Here is a 24,215-nt window from a genome sequence, read left to right on the forward strand (position 1 = left end):
GATGAGCGAACAAACCATTCTGAACATCGCCGGCGTCAACAAGCGTTTCGGCGGCCTTCAGGCGCTGACCGATGTGGGCATCAAGATCACCAAGGGCCAGATCTATGGCTTGATCGGCCCGAACGGCGCAGGCAAGACCACCTTCTTCAATGTGATTACCGGCCTGTATCAGCCGGACACCGGCACCTTTGAGCTGGCCGGCAAACCTTACTCGCCGTCCGCGCCGCACGCGGTGGCGAAGGCCGGCATCGCGCGTACCTTCCAGAACATCCGCCTGTTCGGCGAAATGACGGCGCTGGAAAACGTGATGGTGGGCCGCCATGTGCGCTCGCACCAGGGCGTGTTCGGCGCTGTGTTCCGCCACAAGGCCGCGCGTGAAGAGGAGGCGGGCATCCAGCGCCGCGCGCAGGAGCTGCTGGACTTCGTCGGCATCGGCCAGTTTGCGTCGCGTACGTCGAAGTACCTCTCCTATGGCGACCAGCGCCGCCTGGAAATCGCGCGCGCACTGGCAACCGATCCGCAACTGCTGGCGCTGGACGAACCAGCGGCGGGCATGAACGCCACCGAGAAGCTGGCCCTGCGCGAGCTGCTGGTGAAGATCAAGGCTGCCGGTATTACCGTGCTGCTGATCGAACACGACGTGAAGCTGATGATGGGCCTGTGCGACCGCATCAGCGTGCTGGAATACGGCAAGCTGATTGCCGAAGGGCTGCCGGCTGAAATTCAAAGCAATCAGGCCGTGATCGAGGCTTATCTGGGAGGTGCGCACTGATGGGTGCCAATGTTCTGAAAATCTCGGGCCTGAAGGTGGCCTACGGCGGCATCAAGGCGGTCAAGGGCATCGACCTGGAAGTGAATGAAGGCGAACTGGTAACACTGATCGGCGCCAACGGCGCGGGCAAGACCACCACGCTGAAGGCAATCACCGGCACGCTGCCGGCCTGCAAGGTCGAAGGCACCATTTCCTACATGGGCAATTCGCTCAAAGGCTCGCAGTCCTTCCACCTGGTCGAAAAGAAGCTGGCCATGGTGCCGGAAGGCCGCGGCGTGTTCACGCGCATGACCATCACCGAGAATCTGATGATGGGCGCTTACACGCGTGACGACAAGGCGGGCATCCAGGCGGACATCGAGAAATGGTTCACGGTATTCCCGCGCCTGAAGGAACGCGCGGCGCAGCTGGCCGGTACGCTGTCCGGTGGCGAGCAGCAGATGCTGGCCATGGCACGTGCGCTGATGTGCCATCCGCATTTGCTGCTGCTGGATGAGCCTTCGATGGGCCTGTCGCCGATCATGGTGGAAAAGATCTTTGAAGTGATCCGCGATGTGCACAAGCAGGGCATCACCGTCCTGCTGGTCGAGCAGAACGCCAAGCTGGCACTGCAGGCCGCCGACCGTGGCTACGTGATGGACTCCGGCGCCATCACCATGACCGGCAATGCGGACGATATGCTGCATGATCCGCGCGTGAAAGCCGCTTACCTGGGCGAGTAATGGATCACACCGGCGCGCTGATTGCGATTGCGCGCCGGACCGCATGGTTCATGGATTATCTGCGCGCGGCACGCGAGCTGCGCTTGCAGTCGTGGTGCGTGGGCGCGGGTGCTGTGCGCACGCTGGTCTGGGATGCGCTGCATGGCGTGCAGAACGCTGATGCGCTGCCGGACATCGATCTCGCTTATTTTGATGCATTCGACCTGCGTCCGGAACGGGACGCAGAGCTGGCACGCGCGCTCGGCCCGCGCTGGGAAGCCGTCAACCAGGCGGCCGTGCACCGCTGGTATCCGGCCGGCGCCGAGTCTGGACTCGTGGCCGTTGCGCCGCTGGCATCGCTGACAGAAGCCATCGCCACCTGGCCGGAGTACGCAACTTGCGTCGGCATCTGGCTGGATTGGAACGATACGCTGCATGTGATTGCGCCGCATGGGCTGGACGACCTGTTCGGCATGGTCATCCGCCACAATCCGGCGCGTGCGACGGCGGAAATGTACCGCGCCCGCGTAGCGCAAAAGCGTTACGCCGAGCGCTGGCTCAAAGTACAAATCATGACGACATGAGCTCAGCGAAGCGCGCGATATCGACGTTGCCGCCGCTGATCAACACGCCCACGCGCTTGCCGCGCAACTGATCCTTCATTGCGCGGGCTGCGGCGAAACCGAGGCAGCCGGTCGGCTCCACAATCATCTTCATGCGCGACGCGAAGAAGCGCATGGCCTCTACCAGTTCCGCATCGCTCGCGGTCAGCACGTCATTCACATCGCTGCGGATGATGGGGAAGGTGTAATTGCCGAGGTGCTGAGTCTGCGCACCGTCAGCGATGGTCTTGGGCGTATCGATATGCACGATCGAGCCGCTGCGGAACGATTGCTGGCCATCGTTGCCCGCTTCAGGTTCCACGCCGAACACCTTGCAGTTCGGCGACAGCGCGCGGATTGCCAGTGCTGAACCCGACAGCAGTCCGCCACCGCCCAGCGGTGCGAAGAAGTAATCCAGCTGGCCCGCTTCCTCGATCAATTCCTTCGCCGCCGTGCCCTGGCCCGCGATGACATCAGGATGGTCATAAGGCGGGATCAGTGTCAGGCCATTCTTCTGTGCCAGATCACGGCCGATCTGCTCGCGGTCTTCCTTGTAGCGGTCATAGATCACGACATTGCCGCCGTAGCCCCTGGTCGCAGCAATCTTCGCGGCTGGTGCATCATGCGGCATGATGATCGTCGCCGGAATGCCCATCAGCTTCGCGGACAGCGCAATCGCCTGCGCGTGATTACCGGACGAGAAAGCCACCACGCCGGCCTTTTTCTGTTCCGGCGTGAACTTCGACAGCGCATTGAAAGCACCGCGGAATTTGAATGCGCCCATGCGCTGCAGGTTCTCTGCCTTGAAGAAAATCTCGGCGCCCAGTTCCTCATTGGCGGTGCGCGAGGTCAGCACCGGCGTGCGGTGCGCGTGTCCTTCGATGCGGCCTGCTGCGGCCACCACATCTGCATAAGTTGGTTCAATCATTGCGTTCTCCTTTTACCAGGGCCAGGCGATGCTGCTGCCGATACCTTCAGCCTGCGCGCGCTGCATCATCATGCGCGCCACGGTGAGGTCCTGCAGGGCAAGGCCCGTCATATCGAAAATAGTGATGTCGTCTGCGGCGCGCTCGCGGCCGCCGCAGTCGATCAGCGTACCAAGTTCTCCGGCTTTCTGCTGCGGCGCCCATTGCAGCTCGCCGATGCGGCGCGCTTGCGGCAGGTCGTCGGTCCAGACGTGAGCGCGCGCCAGCACGCCGTCCGGCAGCTCGCGTTTGCCTTGCGTGTCGGCGCCGACGCAGTTGACGTGGCAGCCGGCTTGCAGGTCGCGCGCATCGAACACCGGGCCGCGGCCGGGCGTGGCAGTGATGACGATGTCTGCCTGCGCGACAGCGTCGCGGCCTGCGGCAGCGATATCGCAGCGGCCGGCAAAGCGCGCTTCAAACGCGGGCTCGACGCGGCCGTCCGACGCGACGTAGCGCACCGTGCGCAGTGAGGGCAGGGCGCGCAGTGCGTAGTCCACATGCGCGGCGGCCTGGATGCCGGTGCCGAACACCACGAGCCGCGTGCTGTCCCGTCGCGCCAGTGCCAGCAGCCCAAGCGCGCCTGCTGCCGCAGTGCGCGCGGTGGTGATGGCATTGCCGTCGATGAGGCATTGCGGGCGTCCCGTTGCGGGATCGACGATCATGATGGTGGCTTGATGCGCTTCCGCACCGAGGCTGCGGTTGGCGGGCCAGAAGCCGGCGGTCTTGAAGCCGAGCAGCGCTTGCTCCGGCACGTCGCCCGCCTTGATGCCCCACACGCCGCCGCTGGGCAGTGCTTCCCGGATCATGGGGAAGACGCGTCCGGCACGCGCGGCATGCAGCATGAAGGATTCACGCACTGCATCCATCACCGCATCAGGCGTCAGCAGGGCGGCGGCCTGATCGCGGTCGATCAGTAGAAGACGTGCATCACTTGGCATAGTTGTAGACCGTGGCGCGCGAAACGCCGAGATGGGAGGCGATGGTTTCCATGGACCGGCGCATGTCCAGCAAGCCTGCCTCCTGTAATTCGCGGATCAGCACACGGCGCTCGTCGGCTTTCAGCGCGCGTGGTGTTGTGGCGTGGCGCGCGGCGAATTGTTCGATGTGGGCGCGGATCGCATCCGCACCGGCCGGCGGCGCCAGCGATTCATGCGGCGCGGCGGCGGCATCCACATTGCCGAACTGGCCGAGCAGGGCATGCAGGCTGCGGAACAGGGTCAGGTCCACATTCAGGCACAGTGCGGCGATGTACTGCTGATGCGCATCTTTGATGCCGATCGATGTGCTCTTGGCCGGACGGCCATCGGGAAACTGGTTCGGGTAATTCGCCAGTACCTGCGCGAAGTCCGGATCGTCAATGCGCGCCAATCCCAGCTCTGTCGCCGGATCGCCAACCTGGCGCCCGGACAGATTGTTATGGATGGCCAGAATCGCATGCTCGGGGTCGAGCAGATCATGCAGCACCACTTCCGTGAAGGGCGCCAGAGTGCGGCCCAGCCCTTCAGCCACTTGGCTCATCTGGTCCAGCAGGTGTTGTTGGTCGGGTGTACGCATTTATACAGATTATCTCGATTTGGATGATTTGTAAACTTAGCCTTTCAAGTTCCCCCAGCTTTGATGCCGCGTTATTAATCATGGGGGAAATGCAATGACTTCGATCAAACCTGTCGTCACGGAAGCGGTGGTCAGTGCCAGCAGCATGAAAAAGCTATCGACCACAGCCGCTGCGGCTGAGAGCGAACTGGCGCGCTACGTCAAGATGACGCCCGCCCAGCGCCTGCGCGAAGACCTGCTGAAAAAGCTCGGCCTGACTGAAGACAATCTGGCCAAGTTGGAACCAAAAGAACGCGCCGGCGTCGAACAGAAAATCACGGAACTGATGCAGGAGCAGTTGCAAAAAACGCCGGAAGCGCAGAAGAAGGGCGCCATTGTCGATACGAGCGCATGAAGGAATTTGGCCAACGTGACAATTAGCGCTTTTCTTTTGACATCCGTTTGCTAACTTAGCTGAACGCGGTTGAAATCCTTGCGAAAAATCAATTCATAGGCCCTTTTTCTGTGCTGGAGAGAGGGCCTTTTTTGCTGTCTTTCTTCGAACACTTTCCTGGAAAAAGGAGGCGGGCTATGGACAGATTCGTTTGGCGCAGCAACCCCAATTCGCTCAGCGTGCGCGATCTATTGGAAGCGCGTGACCACTACCACCTGCACTTCGCCAATCTTCCTACCGTGATTGGCACCGCGATCGGGCGTTACCGTATCCGGCGGGACGACAAGAATTTTGCAAGCGAGGATGCCGAGCGTGGTGGTGCGGACCTGGGGGAGCGCACGCTCGCCAATAGCGATTTCCGCGATTGGTCCCTGCCATGCGTACTGGTATTTGTGAAGGAATGGCTGAGCAGGGAGTTCACCGCACAGCATCCGGAGCTGGCGGTGCCGCCGCTCCTGTATTTGCCGGACGGACGAAAAGTCTTCACCTGTCCCATCCTGGTTGAAAAACGGGAGCACGACCTGCCTTCGGCCGATACGGCGGTCTATGGCGCGAACAAATTTGGCCCCAACTTTCAAGTCTATGTCAGCGACCAGGGCACGTCGCGCATGGGCGTTGCTTCCGCGATTGTGGAAGACGGCGCCTGCGCATACGCACTCATCAGCCGCCACCTGAGTAGCGGGGCGGATGTGGGAACGCCGGTCACTGCGTTGCCGCGTGCCCAGCGCGCCCTCATTGGCCGGGTGACGGCGCGTGCGGTTGATGGCTTGCCTCTTCAGGACATTTATCCGGGGTTCGCTGGACAAGGCGCGCAGCTGACGCTGGATGCCGCCCTGGTCAAGCTCGACAACGTTCCCGCGTGCACTCCGCAATATCTGGGTATCGGCACCATGGGACAGCCCATCGACCTCAGCGCCGAGACGCTCAGTCTGGATCTGATTGGGTGCCCCGTATTCACCGAATTGCCGGGCGGCGTGCGCGTGGAGGGCAGTGTGCACGCGATGTTCTACCGGCATACGACGATCGGCGGGGCAGACTCGCTTGCCGAACTGGTGATCGGCCCGCGCAATGCGCAATCCATGGTGGAGACGCGGCCAGGAGACTCAGGGGCGGTCTGGTTCTGGGATGAGGTGGCGGACCAGCACAGCAACCGAGGAAGCGGCGAAGCGAAAGGTCCGACGGACAGTGGCGGCGCGCCAGCCGTCAGCGAGAACAGGAATCAACATCCTCAACGGCCACTATGTGTGCAGTGGGGCGGACATGGGTTCAACTCAGGGCAGGCAAGTCCGGCGCTGGAGTTTGCGCTGGGCACCAGCCTCAGCGCGATCTGCAAGGCACTTCGGGTCGAGGTCGTGGAGGATTGGGAGAGTGGACAGAGCCGCTACTGGGGCAAGGTAGGCCACTACAACATTGGTTATGCCGCCTGCCTGGCGCTTCAGTCCGAGAAGGCTCAGGCCTTTTTCGAAGCCAACGCAAAGGCGATTGGCGTGACCGACGCGGACATCGTTGCAGGAAAGTTGCCGAGTGCCTCGCATAAGGACAAGTTCATCGCGCTGGCGGATGTGCCCGATCTGGTCTGGCGCAGCACGCGCGGTAAGGACAAGGCCAACCACTTTGCCGATATGGACGAGAAAGGGCAGGGGAAATTCGCAGGAAAGACCTTGATGGAACTTTGGAACAGCGACAAGAAATCCCGTTCGCCGGAAGTCTGGACCGCGTTCTACAGCAGCATCGATCCCAATCGGAAACCGGAGCATCGGGGCGCGTTGCCATTCAGGGTTGCGCAGCTGTTCGACGTCATGGTGGCGGCGGTGCGGGCAAAACATCTGGATGAGTTCCTGTGTGCGGCAGGCGTGCTGGCCCATTATCTGGGTGACGCTTGCCAGCCGCTGCATGTGTCCTATCTGCACCATGGCCAGCCGGACGACCCAGGAGATGACAAAGTGCACTCGGTGTATGAGGACGATATGCTGGACCAGGCTGCCGAAGAAGTCGTGGCTGGGGTCAAGGATGGCGTCGACAAAGCCAAAGTACACAAGATGCATCTGTTCGACACCGGCGCCGAAGCAGCAGATACCTCCGTGAAGCTCATGCAGCGTACCGTCAAAACGCTGCCGCCCGCTGAAGTGCTGGACGTTTATGAACGGGTACGCGGAAGCGGCCAGGCCGCAGCTATGTGGGAGGAGCTCGGTAGCCGCACCATTAAGTGCATGGTGGACGGCGCCTTCACTCTGGCGACGGTCTGGCAATCAGCCTGGGTTGCTGGCGGTGGCGACGAGAGCGGGCATTTCAGTCTGGAAACCTGCCGCAAGCCAGTCGACACGGGGAGCTTGAAGAAACTCTACGACGAAAAAACTTTTGCCGAATCGCGGTGGCTGCATGAAATGAGGCCACTTGACTGACTCCCGGCAACTGCTTCCGTGCAAAAAGAAGCCCCGGTCGAAACCGGGGCCGGGGAAGGACATCCGCTGGAGAGGAAACCACGGATGCCGAGGAGACCTTTGTACAGCGATGCTTCTATTGCCGGCTGCTGGCAGCCGGCGAGGAGGTGATTACTTCTTGGCAGCGGTGCCGGCAGCCGAAGCGAACTGGTTCACAGCGGCGTTCACGTTGGCTTCCAGCGTTTCAGCAGCAGCCTTGGCGCTCTTGGTGAACTGCTCGTAGCCAGCGTTGGCGTTGTTCAGTGCGGACTTGAAGATCGCAACTGCGTTCTCGGTGCCGGCTGGGGCGTTCTTGCTCACTTCGTCAACCAGCGAGATCACTTTACGGTTGGTTTCAGCGATCTGGGCTTCAGCGGCCTTGCTGAACTCAGCGGTGGCGCCGGAAGCGATCGATGCCAGGTGACGGCCGTAAGCGATGGCTTTTTCAGCGGTCGGCTGAGCCTGAGCAGCGCTCAGGGTGAAGAATTCTTGAGGATCTTTCGCCGACAGCAGTTGCTTGGCAGCAGCGGAAGACTCTTCCAGCGAGGCCTTGGCGGCGGTCAGGTTCAGGTCCACGACCTTTTCCACGCCTTCGAAAGCTTTGTTGGTCAGCGAGGAAAACAGCGCGAACTGGCTTTCCAGGTTGGCCTTGGTCGCATTGGAAAATTGCTCAGGAATCGAAAACATGTGGCTCTCCAGTTTAAGAAATAGTCGTTGAAATAGATGCTGCTTTTGGGACTTCACAACATATTGTGCAACGCAACAAAGTCAATTATCCGGGTCTGGAAAACAAAGTCAAGTATTTTTTGTGCGTTGCACAAAGGTATCGACGGCCTTTAGGTAAAGGCTTTCTGCTCAGAAATGGATGTTTAATTGCTGCCTCATGGGCGCTCAGCAGGCTCGACCGCAAAGTGCTAGACTCTTTCACCCATGTAATTTCCGGTCCCCCATGTCCCGCGCTGCAACCTTCCTGTCGCCCGTGCCGCTATTTTTCGTCTTCTTGTGGAGTACGGGCTTCATCGTGGCCAAATTCGGCCTGCCGTTTGCGCCGCCGCTGACTTTTCTGCTGCTGCGTTTTGCCGGCGTGCTGGTGCTGTTGGCGCCAACCGTGCTGCTGCTGAGGGCGCCGTGGCCGGATAAACCGGGCCATGTGGCGGTTGCCGGCATGCTGTTGCAGGCGGGTTACCTGAGCGGTGTGTGGTGCGCTATCAAACTCGGGATGCCGGCCGGATTGTCGGCGCTGATCGTGGGCATGCAGCCCATCATTACCGCTTTCGCTGCGCCGCTGATCGGCGAGAAAGTGCGTCCGCGCCAATGGCTGGGACTGGCATTTGGCCTGGCCGGCGTGGCGCTGGTGGTCTATGCCAAAATCACCCTGGTCGGTCTGACCTGGCAGGCGATTGCCCTGTCCGTGTTTGCGCTGATTAGCATCACTGTCGGGACGTTGTATCAAAAACACTATTGCCCCAGCTTCGACCTGCGCACCGGCACGGTGATCCAGTTCGGCGCTTCCTTGCTACTGGTGCTGCCGTTTGCTTTCCTGCTGGAAGACGTGCATTCGGTACTGTGGACGCCGAGCTTCGTCGTTGCGCTGGCATGGTCGGTGCTGGCGCTGTCAATCGGCGCCATCTTCCTGCTGTTCACGCTGATCCGCCGGGGTAATGCGACCCAGGTCACCAGCTTGCTGTATCTGACGCCGCCGACCACCGCCATCATGGCCTGGCTGGTCTTCGGCGAGGCCTTGAACTGGATGGGCATTGCCGGTATGGTGCTGGCCGTTGTTGGAGTAGTATTTGTTGTCAAGAACCCAAAGTGAGCACTGAATGATTTCGACTTCCGACCAGCAAGCCGTTGATGCCGCCATTACTTCCCGCCGATCGATTCGCGCTTTCCTGCCGAAGCCGGTTGCGCGCGAGGATATCGAAGCCATCCTGCAGGTGGCAGCCCGCGCGCCGTCCGGCACCAATACCCAGCCGTGGAAAGTCTATGTGCTGACGGGCGAAAAGCGCGAGGGGCTGTCGTCCCGCATCTTGGCCGCCTACGCCGATCCGGCACAGAACAAGGAGCACACCGAAGAATACGCCTACTATCCGCGCGAGTGGGTGGCGCCTTATATTGACCGCCGCCGCAAAGTGGGTTGGGATCTGTATGCGCTGCTGGGACTGACGCGCGAGAACAAGGCGGGCATGGCGGCACAGCACAGCCGCAACTACACCTTCTTCGATGCGCCGGTCGGCTTCATTTTTACCATTGACCGCATCATGGAGCAGGGCTCCTGGCTGGACTATGGCATGTTCCTGCAGAACATCATGGTGGCGGCGCGCGGGCGCGGACTGGATACCTGTCCGCAAGCGGCCTTCACACAATTCCATCGGATCATTGCGGACGAGCTGGATCTGCCGGAAAATGAAACTGTGGTGTGCGGTATGTCGCTGGGTTATGCCGATCGTGACAAGATTGAAAACAGCCTGGTGACCGAACGTGAACCCGTTGCCAAATTTGTTAAATTTGTGGAGTGAGCAATCTTCCGTTGCAGTGCTGCCTCATTGTGTGAATTGTGTATTATCACTAGTGAGAGCAGCGTTTGATTTCGCTTGCGTCGCGACGTCGTTTTGCTACACTGCAACAGTAATGGTTCAGTTTCGCATCCGGGGATATTCGCAATGAACAAACTTGCAATCAGCGCTCTCATTTCTTTGCTCTGCACGACCGTGATGGTTGATCCGGCCAGCGCAGCGGTCAAGAAGGCCGGCGTGCGCCGTGCGGCGCCCGTGTCGGCCGAGCGCACGGTCAAGCGCGTCATCTATGTGAATGGCAAACGCAAAGTCGTCTATCAGAAGGTGACGAGTGTTAGCGATACCGGTGGCCGCCCAACGATGGGTGACCTGGCGGGCCTCAACCTGGTGCGCGATCCCCTGGACCTGAAATCGAACGTGGCCCTGATCATGGATCAGGCCAATGACGAAGTGCTGTTCGAAAAGAACGCCGGTGTGGCGCTGCCAATGGCGTCCATCACCAAGATGATGACCGCACTGGTGGTCGTGGAAGCCAATCAGGATATGGATGAAGTCCTGACCGTGACCGACGACGACGTGGATCGCGAAAAATTCAGCAGCTCGCGCCTGCGCGTGGGCGACCGTCTGACTCGCCGCAATATGCTGCACATCGCGCTGATGAGCTCCGAGAACCGCGCCGCTTCCGCGCTGGGCCGCAGTTATCCGGGCGGCTTGCCGGCTTTCGTGCAGGCGATGAATGCCAAGGCGCAGGTGCTCGGCATGAATGACACGCATTATGTGGATTCGAACGGCTTGTCCAAGCTGAACGTGGCCAGTGCGCGCGATCTGGCCAAGCTGGTGCAGGCGGCTTACGAACATCCGATCCTGCGCGAGTTCTCGACCGATCCGAAAGCGGTCGTGGAGAACAATGGCCGTCCGATGCAGTTCGGTACGACCAACCGCCTGGTGGCGCCGAATTCCGGCTGGGAGATTGGTCTGCAGAAGACCGGCTTCATCAACGAGGCTGGCCGCTGCATGATCATGCAGGCTGTGGTGGAAGGGCGCGCCGTGATTATGGTGCTGCTCGACGCCAAGGGTTCGGCAGCGCGCGTGGCGGATGCGACCCGCATGAAGAAATGGCTGGCTGCATTGAAGCCGACTTTCCCCGGTACCCTCAGCGGCAGCAGCAATGCTTCGCCGTATTCGGCGTCCGGTATGTAATCAGGCACGGCGGATCAATGATCCGCCCTACGGCGCCAGCAACGATATCTGATGTAAAATGTTGCGTAGGGCGGGTCATTGACCCGCCGCTGCGCGATCAATCCGCGGCGCTGGCGGTATAACCGAGCGTCGCCGAAATCTGGTTGGCGGTGTTGACCAGATCCTCCAGCCACTCTTCCTGCAAGCGATCCGCCGGCGCCGAAATGGACAGGCCCGCTACCAGCTTGCCCGAATCATCGCGAATGCCTGCGGCCATGCAGCGCACGCCCAGTTCCAGTTCCTCGTTGTCACGCGCATAACCGCGTGCACGCACCAGGCTCAGTTCGCGCTCCAGCAGCGTGAGATCGGTGATGGAATTCTTGTTATGGCCCGCCAGCCCGGTACGGGTAGCGTAGGCGCGGATCGCCTTCGGATCATCCACCGAAAGGAACAGCTTGCCGGTTGAGGTCAGGTGCAGCGGACCACGTCCGCCAATCGCGCGCACCACCTGCATGCCGGAGCGCTCCGAAAAGGCGCGATCGATATAGACAATTTCGTCGCCCTGGCGCACGGACAGGTTGATGGTCTGCTGGGTCTTCTTGTGCAGCGAGCGCATGAAGTCCAGCGCCGCTTCGCGTACGGACAAGCGGCTCTTCACCACATTGCCCAGTTCCAGCAGGCGCATGCCGAGGCGGTAAGTGCCCGGCTCGATGCGGTCCACAAAGCGGGTCAGCACGAGGTCGTTCAAAATGCGGTGAGCGGTGGAAGGGTGCAGGCCTGAGACTTTCGACAGTTCCTTCAGGCTGACCGGATCAGGATACTTCGCAAGAGCGTCCAGCAGGCTCACCATGCGCTCGATCACCTGAATGGTTGTCTTTTGCTCGGGGGCGGGGACAGATTCGATTTTCATGATGTGGTTGGTGCAGTGCGGTATGGCTAACGTATTTATACCATGATGTGAAAAAAATGGGAAATCTGTGTCGTGTGTGGGGCTATAATGTTGCGTTAATTCTTTCCTGCTAGATATCGAATGGAACAGCCAGTCAGCGAATTCAAGAGCAAGAGCGGCCTCAAGCGTGTACTGTCCGCCTTTTTCTACTCGGTCGATGGCTTCAAATCGGCCTGGCGCAACGAGCACGCCTTCCGGCAGGAGATGACGCTGTTCACGCCTGCTGCTGTGGTCGCCATGCTGCTGCCCATCTCGGCCTTTCAGAAGCTGGCGCTGATTGGCGTGCTGGTCCTGGTGCTGATCGTTGAACTTATCAACTCCGCAATCGAGGCTGTGGTTGACCGCGTTTCGCTGGAACGTCACCCGCTTTCCAAAAATGCAAAGGATTTTGGCAGTGCAGCAGTGCTGCTGAGCTGTTTGCTGGCCGGCGCGACCTGGGCTGTGGTGCTGTTCAACCGCTTCTACTGAGTCGCATATAACATCGTGGTATATAAAACTGCGAAAGTATTCGTTCGAAATCTAATGAGAGAAGGTTAATCTGGCGTCTCCAAACCAAAGGGGAACCAGATGCTGACCAAGAAACTCATCGCCGCCGCGCTTTTCGCCACCGCTGCCGTCGCGCACGCGGCCGACATCACTCTGCTCAACGTCTCGTATGACCCGACCCGCGAGCTCTATCAGGACGTGAACGCCGCTTTCGCCAAGGACTGGAAAGCCAAGACCGGCGACAACGTCAAAATCAAGCAATCCCACGGCGGTTCCGGCAAGCAGGCGCGTGCCGTGATCGATGGCCTGGAAGCCGACGTCGTTACGCTGGCGCTGGCCTACGACATCGACGCGATCGCCGACAAAGGCTTGCTGAGCAAGGACTGGCAAAAGCAGCGCGGCCTGAATTCCGCGCCGTACAGCTCGACCATCGTATTCCTGGTCCGCAAGGGCAATCCGAAGGGCATTCATGACTGGGGCGATCTGGTCAAGCCGGGCGTGGCTGTCATTACCCCGAACCCCAAGACTTCCGGCGGCGCGCGCTGGAATCACTTGGCTGCCTATGGCTACGCCCTGCGCCAGCCGGGAGGCAGCGACGCTTCTGCCCGCGAATACCTGAAAAAGCTCTACAAGAACGTGCCGGTGCTGGACTCCGGCGCGCGCGGCGCGACCACGACCTTCGTTGAGCGCGGCATCGGCGACGTGCTGATCGCCTGGGAAAACGAAGCGCTGCTGGCGATCAAGGAACTGGGTCCGGACAAGGTTGAGATCGTGGCGCCATCCGTGTCGATCGTGGCCGAGCCGCCGGTTGCCGTGGTCGACAAGGTGGTGGATAAGCACGGCACCCGCAAGGTGGCCGAGGCTTACCTGAACTTCCTGTACACCGACCAGGCGCAGGAACTGATCGCCAAGAACTACTACCGTCCCGGCGTGGAAAAGGAAGCGAAGAAATACGCCTCCCAATTCCCGAACGTGAAGCTGTTCAAGCTGGCTGATGTGGCGGGCGACTGGACCAAGGCCCAGAAGACGCACTTCGCGGACGGCGGCGTGTTCGACCAGATCTATCAGCCGGGCAGCAGCAAGCTCGCCGGCAAATAATCCACACAGGGGAGGGCGCCATGGCCGCACATCTGCTATCTCAATTCCGCGTACTCGTGGCGCCTGGCCTGCACAACAGCGGCCCGGAGCATTGGCAGACGCGCTGGCAGCGCCTGTATCCGTCCTTCGAGCGCGTCGAGCAGGACCGCTGGGACCAGCCGGTGCTGTCGCGCTGGTCGGCACGCCTGGATGAGGTGCTGGCGGAGGATACGCGTCCGACCCTGATCGTGGCACACAGTTTCGGCAGCCTCACCACGGCGCATAGCCTGTCGCACGACCTCTCCCCCTCCAATGTGGCGGGTGTGCTGCTGGTGGGGCCAGCCGATCCCGACAAGTTCGGCGTGGCCGAACTGCTGCCGCAAGATGAACTGCCGGTGCCGTCTATCATGGTCGCCAGCACCAACGACCCCTGGATGACGGTCGAAAAGGCTGCGCTGTGGGCGCGCCGCTGGGGTAGCGAATTCATCAACGCTGGTGCATTGGGCCATATCAATGCCGAGTCCGGCCTGGGCGACTGGATTTTCGGGCAACGGCTCTTGCACAAGCTGGCAGAACAAGCGCACAATGAGCGCTTGTTGTCTGTTTAACTACTTTGGAGAATTGTAATGACCTTACGCCTTGGCGATACTGCCCCGGATTTCGAACAGGATTCCACCATCGGCCGCATCAAGTTTCATGACTGGGCGGGCGACTCGTGGGTCGTGCTGTTTTCGCATCCGGCGGACTTCACGCCGGTCTGCACCACCGAACTGGGCCTGACTGCCAAGCTGAAGCCGGAATTCGACAAGCGCAATGTGAAAGCGATCGCCCTGTCCGTGGACCCGGCTGACGCGCACAAAGAGTGGATCAAGGATATCGAAGAAACCCAGGACACCGTGGTCGGTTTCCCGATCATCGCCGACGCTGACCGCAAAGTGGCCGAGCTGTACGACATGATCCACCCGAACCAGTCCGCCACTGCCACCGTGCGCTCGCTGTTCGTGATCGACCCGGCCAAGAAAGTGCGCCTGTCCATCACCTACCCGATGAGCACGGGCCGCAACTTCGACGAAGTGCTGCGCGTGATCGACGCTCTGCAGCTGACCGACAAACACACCGTCGCTACCCCAGGCAACTGGAAAGACGGCGACGACGTGATCATCCCGCTGACCGTGCAGGACCCGGAAATCCTGAAAGCCAAATACCCGAAAGGCTTCACGGCGCCGCGCCCATACCTGCGCATCACCCCGCAGCCGAACAAGTAATCAGGTTTTCTATCTCTTCCAGCCCCCGTTCGGGGGCTTTTTTTCGCCTTGACCCGAGCAAAGGGGGATATGATTGCCGCACCGATCTCTCACCGCCGACAGCCATGCTCAAACGCCTTCTCAGCGTCTCCCTGTTCGCAGTTCTCAGTGCCTCCGCCTTCGCTCAACCTGTGCAGCAAGCGGGGGCCACGACCGTGCAATCGAAGATCAACTACTTGCTGTTCAAACCCAAGGCATATTCGGACAAAGGGCAGGCGGTGCCGCTGATTGTGTTCCTGCATGGCTCAGGTGAGAGCGGCAATGATCTTGAACGGGTGAAGAAGTGGGGGCCGCCGGCGATTGCCGAAGCGAATCCGGACTTCCCGTTCATGGTGATATCGCCGCAAGCGCCCGAACCTATCGGTTGGGACGTCGGTCAATTGAAGGGAATGATCGATGACGTGCTGGCCAAGTACAACGTAGACCGTCACCGCGTCTATCTGACCGGACTGAGCATGGGCGGCTACGGCGCCTGGGAGCTGGCCATGCGCCACCCCGATTACTTCGCTGCCGTCGCCCCCATCTGCGGTGGCGGAATGGCCCACTACGCCTTCAAACTGAAGAACATTCCCACCTGGGTCTTCCACGGCGCCAAGGATACCGCCGTTCCCGAATCAGAATCCGCCACGATGGTCCAGGCACTGCGCGCCGCCGGCGGCAACGTCAAATACACCATGCTCCCTGAAGCCGGCCACATCGACGCCTGGGTCTACGCCTACGACGCCAAAACCGGCCTGTTCGACTGGTTCCTCCAGCAGCGCAAACCCTGATTTTTGCTGGAATAACAACAAGCATTAGCAAGGGTATCGCTTTATTGTCGCTTTACATGGCCTACTGTTGCTAACATTGCATTTCATTAATGCAATCAAGGATTCCTGTGATGGGACGGCTGGCTTCGTGTGCGATGGTTGTGGCAGTGGTGGTGATGCTTGCTGGTTGTGCGAGTCCATATGACGTCCTGGTGGCGACCAATGCCGGCGAGGTGAGTCTTGGCGATCAGTCCGTGCGGGTGAGCTGGAAGAACAGCACGACCGGGGTAAAGATTATCAAGCAGGAGAAGACGTCCGGGCCGCAGCAGCCGACCATCACCAGCGCGGAAGAGGATGAGGCGAGCATGATCGGCAGGGCGGTCTTGATCAGCCTGTCGAGTTACCTGGCGAAAGATGTGTCGCAGAAGATGGGCCACTACGTCGCGACGCGCAGGCAGCCGCGCTACGAGCTGGTGCTGGAATTGGCCAGCAATCTGGTGAACACGCAGGGCACGCGGGAAACGGTCGTCATCGCGCATTTGCATGAAGTGTCGCAGCCAAAGGTATTGTGGGCGCGCTCAATCAAGATCACGGCGCCGCGGCGGGAAACGGAAAATGAGCTGGTGCCGAAATTCTCGGGCGCCATCATCGAGCAGATGAAAGCCAGCAAACTGATTATTTAGGCCGTGCGCGGCGAGCACACGGCCTGGAAGGACTCAGTGGGCGATGTAAGTATCGACGTCCAGCGGCATGTCCGGCATGGGGAACTGCGAGCGCTTGAGGTGCTGGCGCAGGGCGGAGATGTCGGTACGGGCGCAGACGATCAATTGCGGATTGGTCTTGCCGTGCGCCGGCGCATAGCCGATCGCGGAGCAGATGGTGGCGCAGATCGCGCGCACCTTCTCGGCCGCCGTCTCATCCAGGGCGCGTTCGCAGGTGGTGAATTCGCCTTCGATGGCCTTGGCGGCAGCGAAAACGGTGGCTTTTTCCAGATGGGTGTGGGCCTGCAGGGCCAGTTCGGTCAGGTCGCACAGGCGGTCGGTCAACAGCAGCGAATCGTTCATTTCAAGTCTCCTCCAAGAGAATCTATAACAACTACGCTTGATAACAATGTAACACGGCACCTTCGTTTTAGCATCTAAGCAAATGACAAAAGGTTAGTTTGGTTTATAACGCTGGAATGCGAATATGCGACCCTATTAGTCGGAAATGTAATAAGAGGGAGCAAGCATGTCAGCAGTAGCGTTGCCGGTGTCTGCGCCGGCGGAGGCGGTGAAAGCCAGGAGGGCGCCCTACAGGGTGATGCCCGGCTTTAAGCTGTCGCTCGGATTCACGATCTTCTATCTCGCGCTGATCGTCCTGATCCCCCTGTCCGCCATTTTCCTGAAGACTTTTACCCTGACCTGGGAAGGCTTCTGGAACGCCGTGACCAATGAGCGCGTGGTCGCGTCTTATCGGTTGACCTTTGGCGCCGCCTTCATTGGCGCTGTGTTCAATGTTTTCTTTGGCGGTGTGGTTGCCTGGGTGCTGGTGCGATACAAGTTCCCTGGCAAACGCATCGTCGACGCGCTGGTCGATTTGCCGTTCGCGCTGCCGACCGCTGTTGCGGGCATCACGCTGACCGCACTGTATTCGTCCAATGGCTGGATCGGGCGCTACCTGGAAGGTGTGCTGGGCGTGAAAGTGGCTTTCACGCCGCTGGGCGTCGTCGTCGCGCTGACTTTCATTGGTCTGCCGTTCGTAGTGCGGACCGTGCAGCCGGTGCTGGAAGACGCCGAGCGCGAACTGGAGGAAGCTGCCGCCAGCCTTGGTGCTTCGGCCTTCCAGACCTTCCGCCGCGTGGTGTTCCCGACCATCATGCCGTCGCTGCTGACCGGCTTCGCACTGGCGTTCGCGCGCGCGACCGGCGAATACGGTTCGGTGATTTTCATCGCCGGTAATATGCCAATGGTTTCCGAGATCACGCCGCTGTTCATCATCACCAAGCTGGAACAGTACGACTACGCGGGCGCCACCGCGATTGCGGTGGTGATGCTGATCGTCTCCTTCCTGCTGCTGCTGGCGATTAACCTGCTGCAGGCATGGGCGCGGAGGTCCGGCAAATGAGTACGCAATCCCGCCGCGGCGAACTGCCAAGCCGCTACGAAGCGATGGAACCGGCGTGGGTGCGCCGCGTCTTGATTTTGGTGGCGCTGACTTTCCTGACCCTGTTCCTCTTCGTACCGCTGGTGGCCGTGTTCACCGAAGCGCTGAAGAAGGGCTGGGACACGTACGCTTCCGCTATCGTGGATGACGATGCGATTTCCGCCATCAAGCTGACGCTGCTGACCGCTGTCATTGCCGTGCCGCTGAATCTCGTGTTCGGCGTGGCCGCGTCCTGGTGCATTACCAAATTCGAATTCCGCGGCAAGAGCCTGCTGCTGACGCTGATCGACCTGCCGTTCTCGGTATCGCCGGTGATCTCGGGCCTGATCTACGTGCTGCTGTTCGGCGCGCAGGGCTGGTTCGGTCCATGGTTGGCGGAGCACGACATCAAGATCCTGTTTGCCGTGCCGGGCATCGTCATCGCCACTATCTTCATTACCTTCCCCTTCGTGGCGCGTGAACTGATTCCACTGATGCAGGCGCAGGGCAGTGAAGAAGAGGAAGCGGCCGTGGTGCTGGGCGCGAACGGCTTGCAAACCTTCTTCCGCGTGACGCTGCCGAATATCAAATGGGGCCTGCTGTATGGCGTGATCCTGTGTAATGCCCGCGCGATGGGCGAGTTCGGCGCGGTGTCGGTGGTGTCGGGCCATATCCGCGGCGAGACCAACACCATGCCGCTGCAGGTCGAGATCCTCTACAACGAATACAACTTCGCGGCCGCTTTTGCCGTGGCCTCCTTGCTGGCGCTGCTCGCGCTGGTCACGCTGGCACTGAAAACCTTTATCGAGTGGCGTCTGCACGAAAACAAGGCCGACGACGCACAGGAGCATTGATATGACAATCGCAGTCAAGAACATCAACAAGCGCTTCGGCGACTTCGTGGCACTGAATAATGTCTCGCTGGACTTCCCATCGGGCGAACTGACCGCGCTGCTCGGTCCATCGGGCTGCGGCAAGACCACGCTGCTGCGCTGCATCGCCGGCCTGGAACATCCGGATTCGGGCCAGGTGCTGCTGGATGGCCAGGATGCTTCCGACCGCCACGTGCGTGAGCGCCAGGTGGGCTTCGTGTTCCAGCACTACGCGTTGTTCAAGCATATGACTGTGTTCGAAAACGTGGCATTCGGCTTGCGCGTGAAGCCGCGCGCCGAGCGTCCGTCGGAAGACCAGATCCGCCGCAAGGTGAAAGAGCTGCTGGAGCTGGTGCAGCTGGACTGGCTGGCTGACCGCTATCCGCCGCAGCTGTCCGGCGGCCAGCGTCAGCGAATCGCACTGGCGCGCGCGCTGGCCGTTGAACCGCGCGTGCTGCTGCTGGACGAACCGTTCGGCGCGCTGGACGCGAAAGTGCGCAAGGAGCTGCGCCGCTGGCTGCGCCGCCTGCACGACGATCTGCACGTGACCTCCATCTTCGTGACCCACGACCAGGAAGAAGCGCTGGAAGTGGCGGACCAGGTGGTGTTGATGAACAAAGGCCGCGTCGAACAGCTGGGCGCACCGAGCCAGGTGTACAACCAGCCCGCATCGCCTTTCGTATATGGCTTCCTGGGCAATGTAAACGTATTCCATGGCCGCGTGCACGAAGGCGTGATGGCCAGCGACGGCATCCAGTTCGACGTGCAGGGCCACGATGAAACCCAGCACGGCAAAGGCACGGCTTATGTGCGTCCGCACGATCTGGAGATCGACCGCTACACGCCGGAATCGGAAGGCATTGTCGTCAAGCTGCGCCGGGCGCATGCGATTGGTCCGCTGGCGCAGCTCGATCTGGAACGCGCCGACAATGCGCAGCTGATCGAGGCAACCATCTCGAATGAACGCTACAGCCAGCTGGGCCTGAAGGATGGCGAAACGCTGGTGGTGCGGCCGAAAAAACTGCACGTGTTCGTCGACGAAGGCGCCGCCATATGAACTTCCAGCAGCTGCGATCGATTCGCGAAGCGGCCCGCCGCAACTACAACCTGACCGAAGTGGCGAATGCGCTGTTCACGTCCCAGCCGGGCGTGAGCCGCCAGATCCGCGAACTGGAGGACGAGCTGGGCGTGATCATCTTCGAACGTAACGGCAAGCGCCTGACTGGCCTGACGGAGCCGGGCAAGGGCATCCTGAAGATCATCGATCGCCTGCTGATCGAAGCGGAAAACCTGCAGCAGGCCAGCCAGGAATTCACTGGCACCAGCAGCGGCACGCTGACTATCGCGGCCACGCACACGCAGGCACGCTATGCGCTGCCGAAGGCGGTGCAGCATTTCCGCAATGAGTTCCCGGAAGTGCGTATCGCACTTCAGCAAAGTGCGCCGGATCATATTGCGGAGTGGGTCCTGTCGGGCAAGGCCGATATCGGCATCGCTACCGAGGGCCTGTCGCAGTTCCCGGATTTGATCTCATTCCCTTGCTACCGCTGGAGCCATCTGATCGTGGTGCCGGATGGCCATCCGCTGCTTACGCGCACGCCGATCCGCCTGGAAGACCTGGCCGAGTTCCCGCTGATTACTTACGATGTGGGCTTCACTGGCCGAGGCCACATTGACGCTGCTTTCGCCAAGGCGGATGTGCGTCCCGACATCGTGCTGACGGCGATGGACTCGGACGTCATCAAGCAGTATGTGTCGCTCGGCCTCGGCGTAGGCCTGGTGGCATCGATGGCCTTCGACCATGGCCGCGACAAGGGCTTGCGCGCCATCGAAGCCTCGCATCTGTTCGCGGTGAATACAACGCGTTTGGCCTTACGCCGCGGGGCTTACTTGCGTTCCTATACCTACGAATTTATCAAACAGTTCGTGCCGGAGCTGAAGCGCAGCGATATCGAACAGGCGCTATCGGGAGATGCCGCCGACTAGCAACAGGTGGCTTTGCTGCATTGCAAAACTTCACCTATACTGGATTCCAGTCCACGGCAATACTTCAAGGGAGCGTCCTATGGGTATCGGCAACTGGAAGATCGGCGTCCGCCTCGCGGCCGGACTGGGTGTGGCGCTGGCGTTCATGGTCGGGATTTCGGCCATCGGCATCGGCAGCCTGGGCAAGCTGAATGACGGCACCGAGGATATCGCCAGCGACAAAGTACCCAAGGTGATCGCAGCCTATGAAGCGATCGGCGGACTCAATGACATCGCCCGCGCCATGCGCAATGCGATGCTCAGCACCGATCCCGAAACGGTGCAGAAAGAGCTGAAGCGCGTCGAGGACCGCAAGGCTGACATCGCGGTCCAGCTGGACAAGCTCCAGAAGCTGATTGAAGACGATGTCGATAACGGCAGCCGCACCCGGTTGAAAACCGTGCTCGAAGCGCGCGAGCGCTATCTGGTGGTGCAATCCACTTTCTTGGATAAATCCGCCGATGCCGGCAAACGCGATGAAGCGGTGGCATACCTGCTGAGCGCCGTGCGCAAGGAGCAGACCGCTTATCTGAATTCACTCACTGACCTCGTGAAGTACCAGGGCGAAGCCGTGGGTATTGCGAGCCAGGAAGCCGAGAAGGCGTACGCCAGCTCGCGCAACAGGATGATCGGCCTGACCGTGGTGGCCACGCTGCTGGCAGCCGGCGTGCTGTGGTGGGTCACGCGCAGCATCACCAGTCCCTTGAGCCGCGCCGTGGGCGTAGCGGAAGCGGTGGCCAGCGGCGATCTCACGCAGCGCATCGAATGCCACACCAGCGACGAAACGGGACAGCTGCTGCGCGCGCTGAAGAATATGAATGAAAGCCTGGTGCGCACGGTGGGCAAGGTGCGTTCGGGATCGGATACCATCACCACGGCATCCAACGAAATCGCCAGCGGCAATCTCGATCTGTCTTCCCGTACTGAGCAGCAGGCATCCAGTCTTGAGGAGACGGCTTCCTCAATGGAGGAGCTGACGTCCACCGTTCAACAGAATGCGCAGAACGCCCAGCAGGCGACACAGCTGGTGGTGGCGGCGTCCGATTTCGCCACCAAGGGCGGGCGCGTGGTGGGCGAAGTGGTCAGCACCATGGGCGCGATCAAGGAAAGCTCGAACCGCATCGTGGACATCATTGGCGTCATCGACGGCATCGCTTTCCAGACCAATATCCTTGCGCTGAATGCCGCCGTTGAAGCGGCACGCGCAGGGGAGCAGGGCAGGGGCTTTGCCGTGGTCGCATCGGAAGTGCGCAATCTGGCGGCGCGCTCCGCATCGGCCGCGAAGGAAATCAAGGAGCTGATCGGTCACTCGGTCGATACGGTGGATGCCGGCGCGCGCCTGGTCGATGAGGCAGGCGTGACGATGGACGGCATCGTCAAGGCGGTGCAGCAGGTGGAAGCGATCATGAAGGAGATCAGCGCCGCCAGCACCGAACAGAGCTCGGGCATCGCGCAAGTCAATCAAGCCATTGTGCAGATTGACGATGTGACGCAGCAGAATGCAGCCTTGGTTGAGGAGGCTGCGGCCGCCGCGCAGTCGATGCGCGATCAGGCCGAAATGCTGGCCGAGGCGGTCAGCGTATTCCAGCTGGCGGATCAGAAAACCGATCCGCAGCGCCTGGCGGCGCGTGCCGTGGTGAAGGCTGCGACGCGGCCTGCGCCGCAGTTGAAAAAGCCCGCCGCGGCGCCGAAGCGTACTCCGGCGCCCGCAGCGGATACTGCTGGTGAATGGGAGGAGTTCTGACGCGTAGCGGCGCGGCTTAGAATTCTTCCCAATCGCCACCGTTGGCGGCACGCGCACCCGTGCGGACCGGGGATGGCTTGGCTGCGGCAATGCGCGGCTGGCTGCGTGGCTGCAGGCGCGTTACCGACGCGCTGTGTGGCGCGGCGCCGCCCTGGTTGTTGAGGCGGAATACGCTGACTGCCTGCTTCAGCGACTCGGCCTGGTCCTGCAGTGCGCCTGCTGCGGCAGCGGCTTCTTCCACCAGCGCTGCGTTCTGCTGCGTCACGGTATCCATCTGCACCACGGCTTCGTTGATCTGTTCGATGCCGGCACTTTGTTCGCCGCTGGCGGCCGAGATTTCGTTGATGATGTCGCTCACGCGCTGCACGCTGCTCACGACTTCCGTCATGGTGCTGCCCGCTTGATCGACCAGGCGGCTACCTTCTTCCACTTGCGACACCGAATTGTCGATCAGGTGCTTGATTTCCTTGGCGGCGCTGGCGGAACGTTGCGCCAGGTTGCGCACCTCGGATGCCACCACGGCAAAGCCGCGGCCTTGTTCGCCCGCACGTGCTGCTTCAACGGCGGCGTTCAGTGCCAGGATATTGGTCTGGAAGGCGATGCCGTCGATCACCCCGATGATTTCGACGATCTTGTAGGCCGATTCATTGATGGCGCCCATCTTGTCGACCACTTGCGCCACCACGGTGCCGCCGCGCTGTGCCACTTCGGAAGCGCTGCCAGCCAGCTGGTTGGCCTGGCGGGCGTTGTCGGCGTTCTGGCGCACGGTGGAAGTCAGTTCTTCCATCGACGATGCGGTTTCTTCGAGCGAGCTGGCTTGCTGCTCGGTGCGCGAGGACAGGTCCATATTGCCGGTGGCGATTTCCGCAGATGCCGTCGCGATCGAATCTGTGGCAACGCGCACATTGCTGACGATGCCGGACAGGCTGTTGTTCATGTCGCGCAATGCAGCCAGCAGCTTGCCGGTTTCGTCGTGCGAATTGACTTCGATGTGCTGCGTCAGGTCGCCGGATGCGACGCTCTCAGCGATAATCACGGCGCGGTTCAGCGGAATGGTGATGCTGCGCACCAGCCACCAGCCAATACCCAGGGCCAGCACCAGGCCACCGGCCAGCAGGCCAATGGTCGCCAGGCGGAAGTTGCTGTAGCTGGCCTGGGAACGGTCGTAGTCCTTTTTCGCTTCGCGCAGCTGCAGTTCCACCAGCTCGTCCAGGATCTCGCGCACGGGGCGGAAGGTTTCGTCCATGCGGCCGTAGACAATTTTCTTCATGGTTTCGATGTCGCCAGTGCGTCCAGCAGCCAATGCCGGCTTCAGGCCTTCATTGACGAAGGCGGAGCGGGCCTGGGCGAATTTCTCGGCCATGGTCTTCTCTTCCTGCGTGATGAAGGTATCGGCATAGTCCGCCCACAGCTTGTTGGCGCGTTCGGTGTTCTGTTCCGATTCCGCAATCGCGGCCGGCAGTTTGGAAGGATCATCGCTGAGGGCCTTCGACAGCAGCAGCTGGTTGCGGATGACGACGCGGATCACGCCATCCAGCTGGCCCAGTGAGACGACGCGTTGTTCATACACGTTTTTCAGCGTCAGGTTGAATTGCGACAGGCTGAAAATGCCAGCAATGCCGATCAGGCACATGATGGCGGAAATAATCGAAAGCACCGCCACCAGGCGGAATTTGATAGTCAGGTTATTAAGCATGTGCGGCTCCGTCCGGCGCGCGAGGGGCGCTGGAACAATGTTGGTTT

Annotated in this window: 26 protein-coding genes; 19 read left to right on the forward strand and 7 right to left on the reverse strand. The window is 60.8% G+C overall.

What is annotated here, in order from left to right; all coding sequences use genetic code 11:
* The first annotated feature begins 1 nt into the window (after position 1).
* The 3 genes from AB4Z19_RS08925 to AB4Z19_RS08935 are packed head-to-tail and all read left to right on the forward strand — an operon-like array spanning position 2 to position 2,057.
* Positions 2-772, forward strand: a complete 771-nt coding sequence (locus tag AB4Z19_RS08925) for an ABC transporter ATP-binding protein (protein ID WP_442022572.1) — start codon at positions 2-4, stop codon at positions 770-772.
* Complete coding sequence (locus AB4Z19_RS08930) at positions 772-1,494, forward strand: ABC transporter ATP-binding protein (RefSeq protein WP_442022574.1); 723 nt, start codon at positions 772-774, stop codon at positions 1,492-1,494. Before AB4Z19_RS08925 ends, AB4Z19_RS08930 begins: the two co-directional genes overlap by 1 nt.
* The gene (locus AB4Z19_RS08935; RefSeq protein WP_442022576.1) at positions 1,494-2,057 is read left to right on the forward strand and encodes a nucleotidyltransferase family protein; all 564 of its coding nucleotides are present in this window, start codon (positions 1,494-1,496) and stop codon (positions 2,055-2,057) included. Before AB4Z19_RS08930 ends, AB4Z19_RS08935 begins: the two co-directional genes overlap by 1 nt.
* Here AB4Z19_RS08935 and AB4Z19_RS08940 read toward each other — a convergent pair.
* The 3 genes from AB4Z19_RS08940 to AB4Z19_RS08950 are packed head-to-tail and all read right to left on the reverse strand — an operon-like array spanning position 2,044 to position 4,594.
* Positions 2,044-3,003: a threo-3-hydroxy-L-aspartate ammonia-lyase gene (locus AB4Z19_RS08940; protein ID WP_442035033.1), complete on the reverse strand. Its 960-nt coding sequence runs from the start codon at positions 3,001-3,003 to the stop codon at positions 2,044-2,046. The two genes, AB4Z19_RS08935 and AB4Z19_RS08940, sit on opposite strands and share 14 nt — an antisense overlap.
* 12 nt (positions 3,004-3,015) lie before the next feature.
* Positions 3,016-3,978, reverse strand: a complete 963-nt coding sequence (locus AB4Z19_RS08945; protein WP_442035035.1) for an ornithine cyclodeaminase family protein — start codon at positions 3,976-3,978, stop codon at positions 3,016-3,018.
* Positions 3,968-4,594: a helix-turn-helix transcriptional regulator gene (locus AB4Z19_RS08950; protein WP_442022582.1), complete on the reverse strand. Its 627-nt coding sequence runs from the start codon at positions 4,592-4,594 to the stop codon at positions 3,968-3,970. Before AB4Z19_RS08950 ends, AB4Z19_RS08945 begins: the two co-directional genes overlap by 11 nt.
* Before the next feature lie 94 nt (positions 4,595-4,688).
* Here AB4Z19_RS08950 and AB4Z19_RS08955 point away from each other — a divergent pair, with 94 nt between their 5' ends.
* Both AB4Z19_RS08955 and AB4Z19_RS08960 read left to right on the forward strand, forming a co-directional pair.
* Positions 4,689-4,988, forward strand: a complete 300-nt coding sequence (locus tag AB4Z19_RS08955; protein ID WP_442022584.1) for a hypothetical protein — start codon at positions 4,689-4,691, stop codon at positions 4,986-4,988.
* Positions 4,989-5,164: 176 nt separating this feature from the next.
* The gene (locus AB4Z19_RS08960; protein ID WP_442035036.1) at positions 5,165-7,429 is read left to right on the forward strand and encodes a hypothetical protein; all 2,265 of its coding nucleotides are present in this window, start codon (positions 5,165-5,167) and stop codon (positions 7,427-7,429) included.
* 150 nt (positions 7,430-7,579) lie between these two features.
* Here AB4Z19_RS08960 and phaP read toward each other — a convergent pair whose 3' ends face one another.
* Positions 7,580-8,134, reverse strand: coding sequence for a TIGR01841 family phasin (phaP, locus tag AB4Z19_RS08965; protein ID WP_442022587.1), 555 nt, complete (start codon positions 8,132-8,134; stop codon positions 7,580-7,582).
* Positions 8,135-8,396: 262 nt separating this feature from the next.
* On the opposite strand from phaP, the gene AB4Z19_RS08970 reads away from it, so the two are divergent.
* The 3 genes from AB4Z19_RS08970 (at position 8,397) to AB4Z19_RS08980 (ending at position 11,163) form a co-directional block, all read left to right on the forward strand.
* Positions 8,397-9,263: a DMT family transporter gene (locus AB4Z19_RS08970; protein WP_442022589.1), complete on the forward strand. Its 867-nt coding sequence runs from the start codon at positions 8,397-8,399 to the stop codon at positions 9,261-9,263.
* A 7-nt stretch (positions 9,264-9,270) separates the two neighbouring features.
* Positions 9,271-9,966, forward strand: a complete 696-nt coding sequence (locus tag AB4Z19_RS08975; RefSeq protein WP_442022591.1) for a nitroreductase — start codon at positions 9,271-9,273, stop codon at positions 9,964-9,966.
* A gap of 144 nt (positions 9,967-10,110) precedes the next feature.
* Complete coding sequence (locus tag AB4Z19_RS08980; RefSeq protein WP_442022593.1) at positions 10,111-11,163, forward strand: serine hydrolase; 1,053 nt, start codon at positions 10,111-10,113, stop codon at positions 11,161-11,163.
* A gap of 97 nt (positions 11,164-11,260) precedes the next feature.
* Here AB4Z19_RS08980 and AB4Z19_RS08985 read toward each other — a convergent pair whose 3' ends face one another.
* Positions 11,261-12,052, reverse strand: coding sequence for an IclR family transcriptional regulator (locus AB4Z19_RS08985; RefSeq protein WP_442022595.1), 792 nt, complete (start codon positions 12,050-12,052; stop codon positions 11,261-11,263).
* A 120-nt stretch (positions 12,053-12,172) separates the two neighbouring features.
* Here AB4Z19_RS08985 and AB4Z19_RS08990 point away from each other — a divergent pair, with 120 nt between their 5' ends.
* From AB4Z19_RS08990 to AB4Z19_RS09015, 6 genes are all read left to right on the forward strand, one after another.
* Positions 12,173-12,559, forward strand: coding sequence for a diacylglycerol kinase (locus AB4Z19_RS08990; RefSeq protein WP_442022597.1), 387 nt, complete (start codon positions 12,173-12,175; stop codon positions 12,557-12,559).
* Between the two features lie 99 nt (positions 12,560-12,658).
* On the forward strand, positions 12,659-13,675 hold the full coding sequence (locus tag AB4Z19_RS08995) for a sulfate ABC transporter substrate-binding protein (protein WP_442035038.1): 1,017 nt from the start codon (positions 12,659-12,661) through the stop codon (positions 13,673-13,675).
* A gap of 20 nt (positions 13,676-13,695) precedes the next feature.
* Positions 13,696-14,262: an RBBP9/YdeN family alpha/beta hydrolase gene (locus AB4Z19_RS09000; RefSeq protein WP_442022601.1), complete on the forward strand. Its 567-nt coding sequence runs from the start codon at positions 13,696-13,698 to the stop codon at positions 14,260-14,262.
* Between the two features lie 18 nt (positions 14,263-14,280).
* On the forward strand, positions 14,281-14,919 hold the full coding sequence (locus AB4Z19_RS09005; protein ID WP_442022603.1) for a peroxiredoxin: 639 nt from the start codon (positions 14,281-14,283) through the stop codon (positions 14,917-14,919).
* A 104-nt stretch (positions 14,920-15,023) separates the two neighbouring features.
* Positions 15,024-15,728 carry a prolyl oligopeptidase family serine peptidase gene (locus AB4Z19_RS09010; RefSeq protein ID WP_442028417.1) on the forward strand — a complete coding sequence of 235 codons (705 nt, stop codon included), beginning with the start codon at positions 15,024-15,026 and terminating at the stop codon, positions 15,726-15,728.
* Positions 15,729-15,838: 110 nt separating this feature from the next.
* Positions 15,839-16,390: a hypothetical protein gene (locus AB4Z19_RS09015; RefSeq protein ID WP_442028416.1), complete on the forward strand. Its 552-nt coding sequence runs from the start codon at positions 15,839-15,841 to the stop codon at positions 16,388-16,390.
* 33 nt (positions 16,391-16,423) lie between these two features.
* Here the strand turns inward: AB4Z19_RS09015 and AB4Z19_RS09020 are convergent, their stop codons facing one another.
* Positions 16,424-16,771, reverse strand: a complete 348-nt coding sequence (locus tag AB4Z19_RS09020; protein ID WP_442028415.1) for a hypothetical protein — start codon at positions 16,769-16,771, stop codon at positions 16,424-16,426.
* Between the two features lie 166 nt (positions 16,772-16,937).
* Here AB4Z19_RS09020 and cysT point away from each other — a divergent pair, with 166 nt between their 5' ends.
* The 5 genes from cysT to AB4Z19_RS09045 all read left to right on the forward strand — a co-directional run bounded on the left by cysT (position 16,938) and on the right by AB4Z19_RS09045 (position 22,472).
* Positions 16,938-17,813 (forward strand): sulfate ABC transporter permease subunit CysT, encoded by an 876-nt coding sequence (gene cysT, locus AB4Z19_RS09025; RefSeq protein WP_442028414.1) that lies wholly within the window; start codon positions 16,938-16,940, stop codon positions 17,811-17,813.
* Positions 17,810-18,685 (forward strand): sulfate ABC transporter permease subunit CysW, encoded by an 876-nt coding sequence (gene cysW / locus AB4Z19_RS09030; RefSeq protein WP_442035040.1) that lies wholly within the window; start codon positions 17,810-17,812, stop codon positions 18,683-18,685. The genes cysT and cysW overlap by 4 nt, the downstream gene beginning before the upstream one ends.
* Position 18,686: 1 nt before the next feature.
* Positions 18,687-19,760: a sulfate/molybdate ABC transporter ATP-binding protein gene (locus tag AB4Z19_RS09035; RefSeq protein ID WP_442035042.1), complete on the forward strand. Its 1,074-nt coding sequence runs from the start codon at positions 18,687-18,689 to the stop codon at positions 19,758-19,760.
* Positions 19,757-20,689 (forward strand): CysB family HTH-type transcriptional regulator, encoded by a 933-nt coding sequence (locus tag AB4Z19_RS09040; protein WP_442035044.1) that lies wholly within the window; start codon positions 19,757-19,759, stop codon positions 20,687-20,689. Before AB4Z19_RS09035 ends, AB4Z19_RS09040 begins: the two co-directional genes overlap by 4 nt.
* 79 nt (positions 20,690-20,768) lie before the next feature.
* Positions 20,769-22,472 carry a methyl-accepting chemotaxis protein gene (locus tag AB4Z19_RS09045; protein ID WP_442029667.1) on the forward strand — a complete coding sequence of 568 codons (1,704 nt, stop codon included), beginning with the start codon at positions 20,769-20,771 and terminating at the stop codon, positions 22,470-22,472.
* A 16-nt stretch (positions 22,473-22,488) separates the two neighbouring features.
* Here AB4Z19_RS09045 and AB4Z19_RS09050 read toward each other — a convergent pair whose 3' ends face one another.
* The gene (locus tag AB4Z19_RS09050) at positions 22,489-24,168 is read right to left on the reverse strand and encodes a methyl-accepting chemotaxis protein (RefSeq protein ID WP_442035046.1); all 1,680 of its coding nucleotides are present in this window, start codon (positions 24,166-24,168) and stop codon (positions 22,489-22,491) included.
* Positions 24,169-24,215: the final 47 nt, after the last annotated feature.

The sequence above is a fragment of the Pseudoduganella sp. RAF19 genome (assembly GCF_052114165.1).
Taxonomy (GTDB): Bacteria; Pseudomonadota; Gammaproteobacteria; order Burkholderiales; family Burkholderiaceae_D; genus Rugamonas.

Coding starts and splice junctions, on each gene's coding strand:
- AB4Z19_RS08925 (WP_442022572.1), top strand. CDS start 2: ATGAGCGAACAAACCATTCTGAACATCGCCGGCGTCAACAAGCGTTTC.
- AB4Z19_RS08930 (WP_442022574.1), top strand. CDS start 772: ATGGGTGCCAATGTTCTGAAAATCTCGGGCCTGAAGGTGGCCTACGGC.
- AB4Z19_RS08935 (WP_442022576.1), top strand. CDS start 1,494: ATGGATCACACCGGCGCGCTGATTGCGATTGCGCGCCGGACCGCATGG.
- AB4Z19_RS08940 (WP_442035033.1), bottom strand. CDS start 3,003: ATGATTGAACCAACTTATGCAGATGTGGTGGCCGCAGCAGGCCGCATC.
- AB4Z19_RS08945 (WP_442035035.1), bottom strand. CDS start 3,978: ATGCCAAGTGATGCACGTCTTCTACTGATCGACCGCGATCAGGCCGCC.
- AB4Z19_RS08950 (WP_442022582.1), bottom strand. CDS start 4,594: ATGCGTACACCCGACCAACAACACCTGCTGGACCAGATGAGCCAAGTG.
- AB4Z19_RS08955 (WP_442022584.1), top strand. CDS start 4,689: ATGACTTCGATCAAACCTGTCGTCACGGAAGCGGTGGTCAGTGCCAGC.
- AB4Z19_RS08960 (WP_442035036.1), top strand. CDS start 5,165: ATGGACAGATTCGTTTGGCGCAGCAACCCCAATTCGCTCAGCGTGCGC.
- phaP (WP_442022587.1), bottom strand. CDS start 8,134: ATGTTTTCGATTCCTGAGCAATTTTCCAATGCGACCAAGGCCAACCTG.
- AB4Z19_RS08970 (WP_442022589.1), top strand. CDS start 8,397: ATGTCCCGCGCTGCAACCTTCCTGTCGCCCGTGCCGCTATTTTTCGTC.
- AB4Z19_RS08975 (WP_442022591.1), top strand. CDS start 9,271: ATGATTTCGACTTCCGACCAGCAAGCCGTTGATGCCGCCATTACTTCC.
- AB4Z19_RS08980 (WP_442022593.1), top strand. CDS start 10,111: ATGAACAAACTTGCAATCAGCGCTCTCATTTCTTTGCTCTGCACGACC.
- AB4Z19_RS08985 (WP_442022595.1), bottom strand. CDS start 12,052: ATGAAAATCGAATCTGTCCCCGCCCCCGAGCAAAAGACAACCATTCAG.
- AB4Z19_RS08990 (WP_442022597.1), top strand. CDS start 12,173: ATGGAACAGCCAGTCAGCGAATTCAAGAGCAAGAGCGGCCTCAAGCGT.
- AB4Z19_RS08995 (WP_442035038.1), top strand. CDS start 12,659: ATGCTGACCAAGAAACTCATCGCCGCCGCGCTTTTCGCCACCGCTGCC.
- AB4Z19_RS09000 (WP_442022601.1), top strand. CDS start 13,696: ATGGCCGCACATCTGCTATCTCAATTCCGCGTACTCGTGGCGCCTGGC.
- AB4Z19_RS09005 (WP_442022603.1), top strand. CDS start 14,281: ATGACCTTACGCCTTGGCGATACTGCCCCGGATTTCGAACAGGATTCC.
- AB4Z19_RS09010 (WP_442028417.1), top strand. CDS start 15,024: ATGCTCAAACGCCTTCTCAGCGTCTCCCTGTTCGCAGTTCTCAGTGCC.
- AB4Z19_RS09015 (WP_442028416.1), top strand. CDS start 15,839: ATGGGACGGCTGGCTTCGTGTGCGATGGTTGTGGCAGTGGTGGTGATG.
- AB4Z19_RS09020 (WP_442028415.1), bottom strand. CDS start 16,771: ATGAACGATTCGCTGCTGTTGACCGACCGCCTGTGCGACCTGACCGAA.
- cysT (WP_442028414.1), top strand. CDS start 16,938: ATGTCAGCAGTAGCGTTGCCGGTGTCTGCGCCGGCGGAGGCGGTGAAA.
- cysW (WP_442035040.1), top strand. CDS start 17,810: ATGAGTACGCAATCCCGCCGCGGCGAACTGCCAAGCCGCTACGAAGCG.
- AB4Z19_RS09035 (WP_442035042.1), top strand. CDS start 18,687: ATGACAATCGCAGTCAAGAACATCAACAAGCGCTTCGGCGACTTCGTG.
- AB4Z19_RS09040 (WP_442035044.1), top strand. CDS start 19,757: ATGAACTTCCAGCAGCTGCGATCGATTCGCGAAGCGGCCCGCCGCAAC.
- AB4Z19_RS09045 (WP_442029667.1), top strand. CDS start 20,769: ATGGGTATCGGCAACTGGAAGATCGGCGTCCGCCTCGCGGCCGGACTG.
- AB4Z19_RS09050 (WP_442035046.1), bottom strand. CDS start 24,168: ATGCTTAATAACCTGACTATCAAATTCCGCCTGGTGGCGGTGCTTTCG.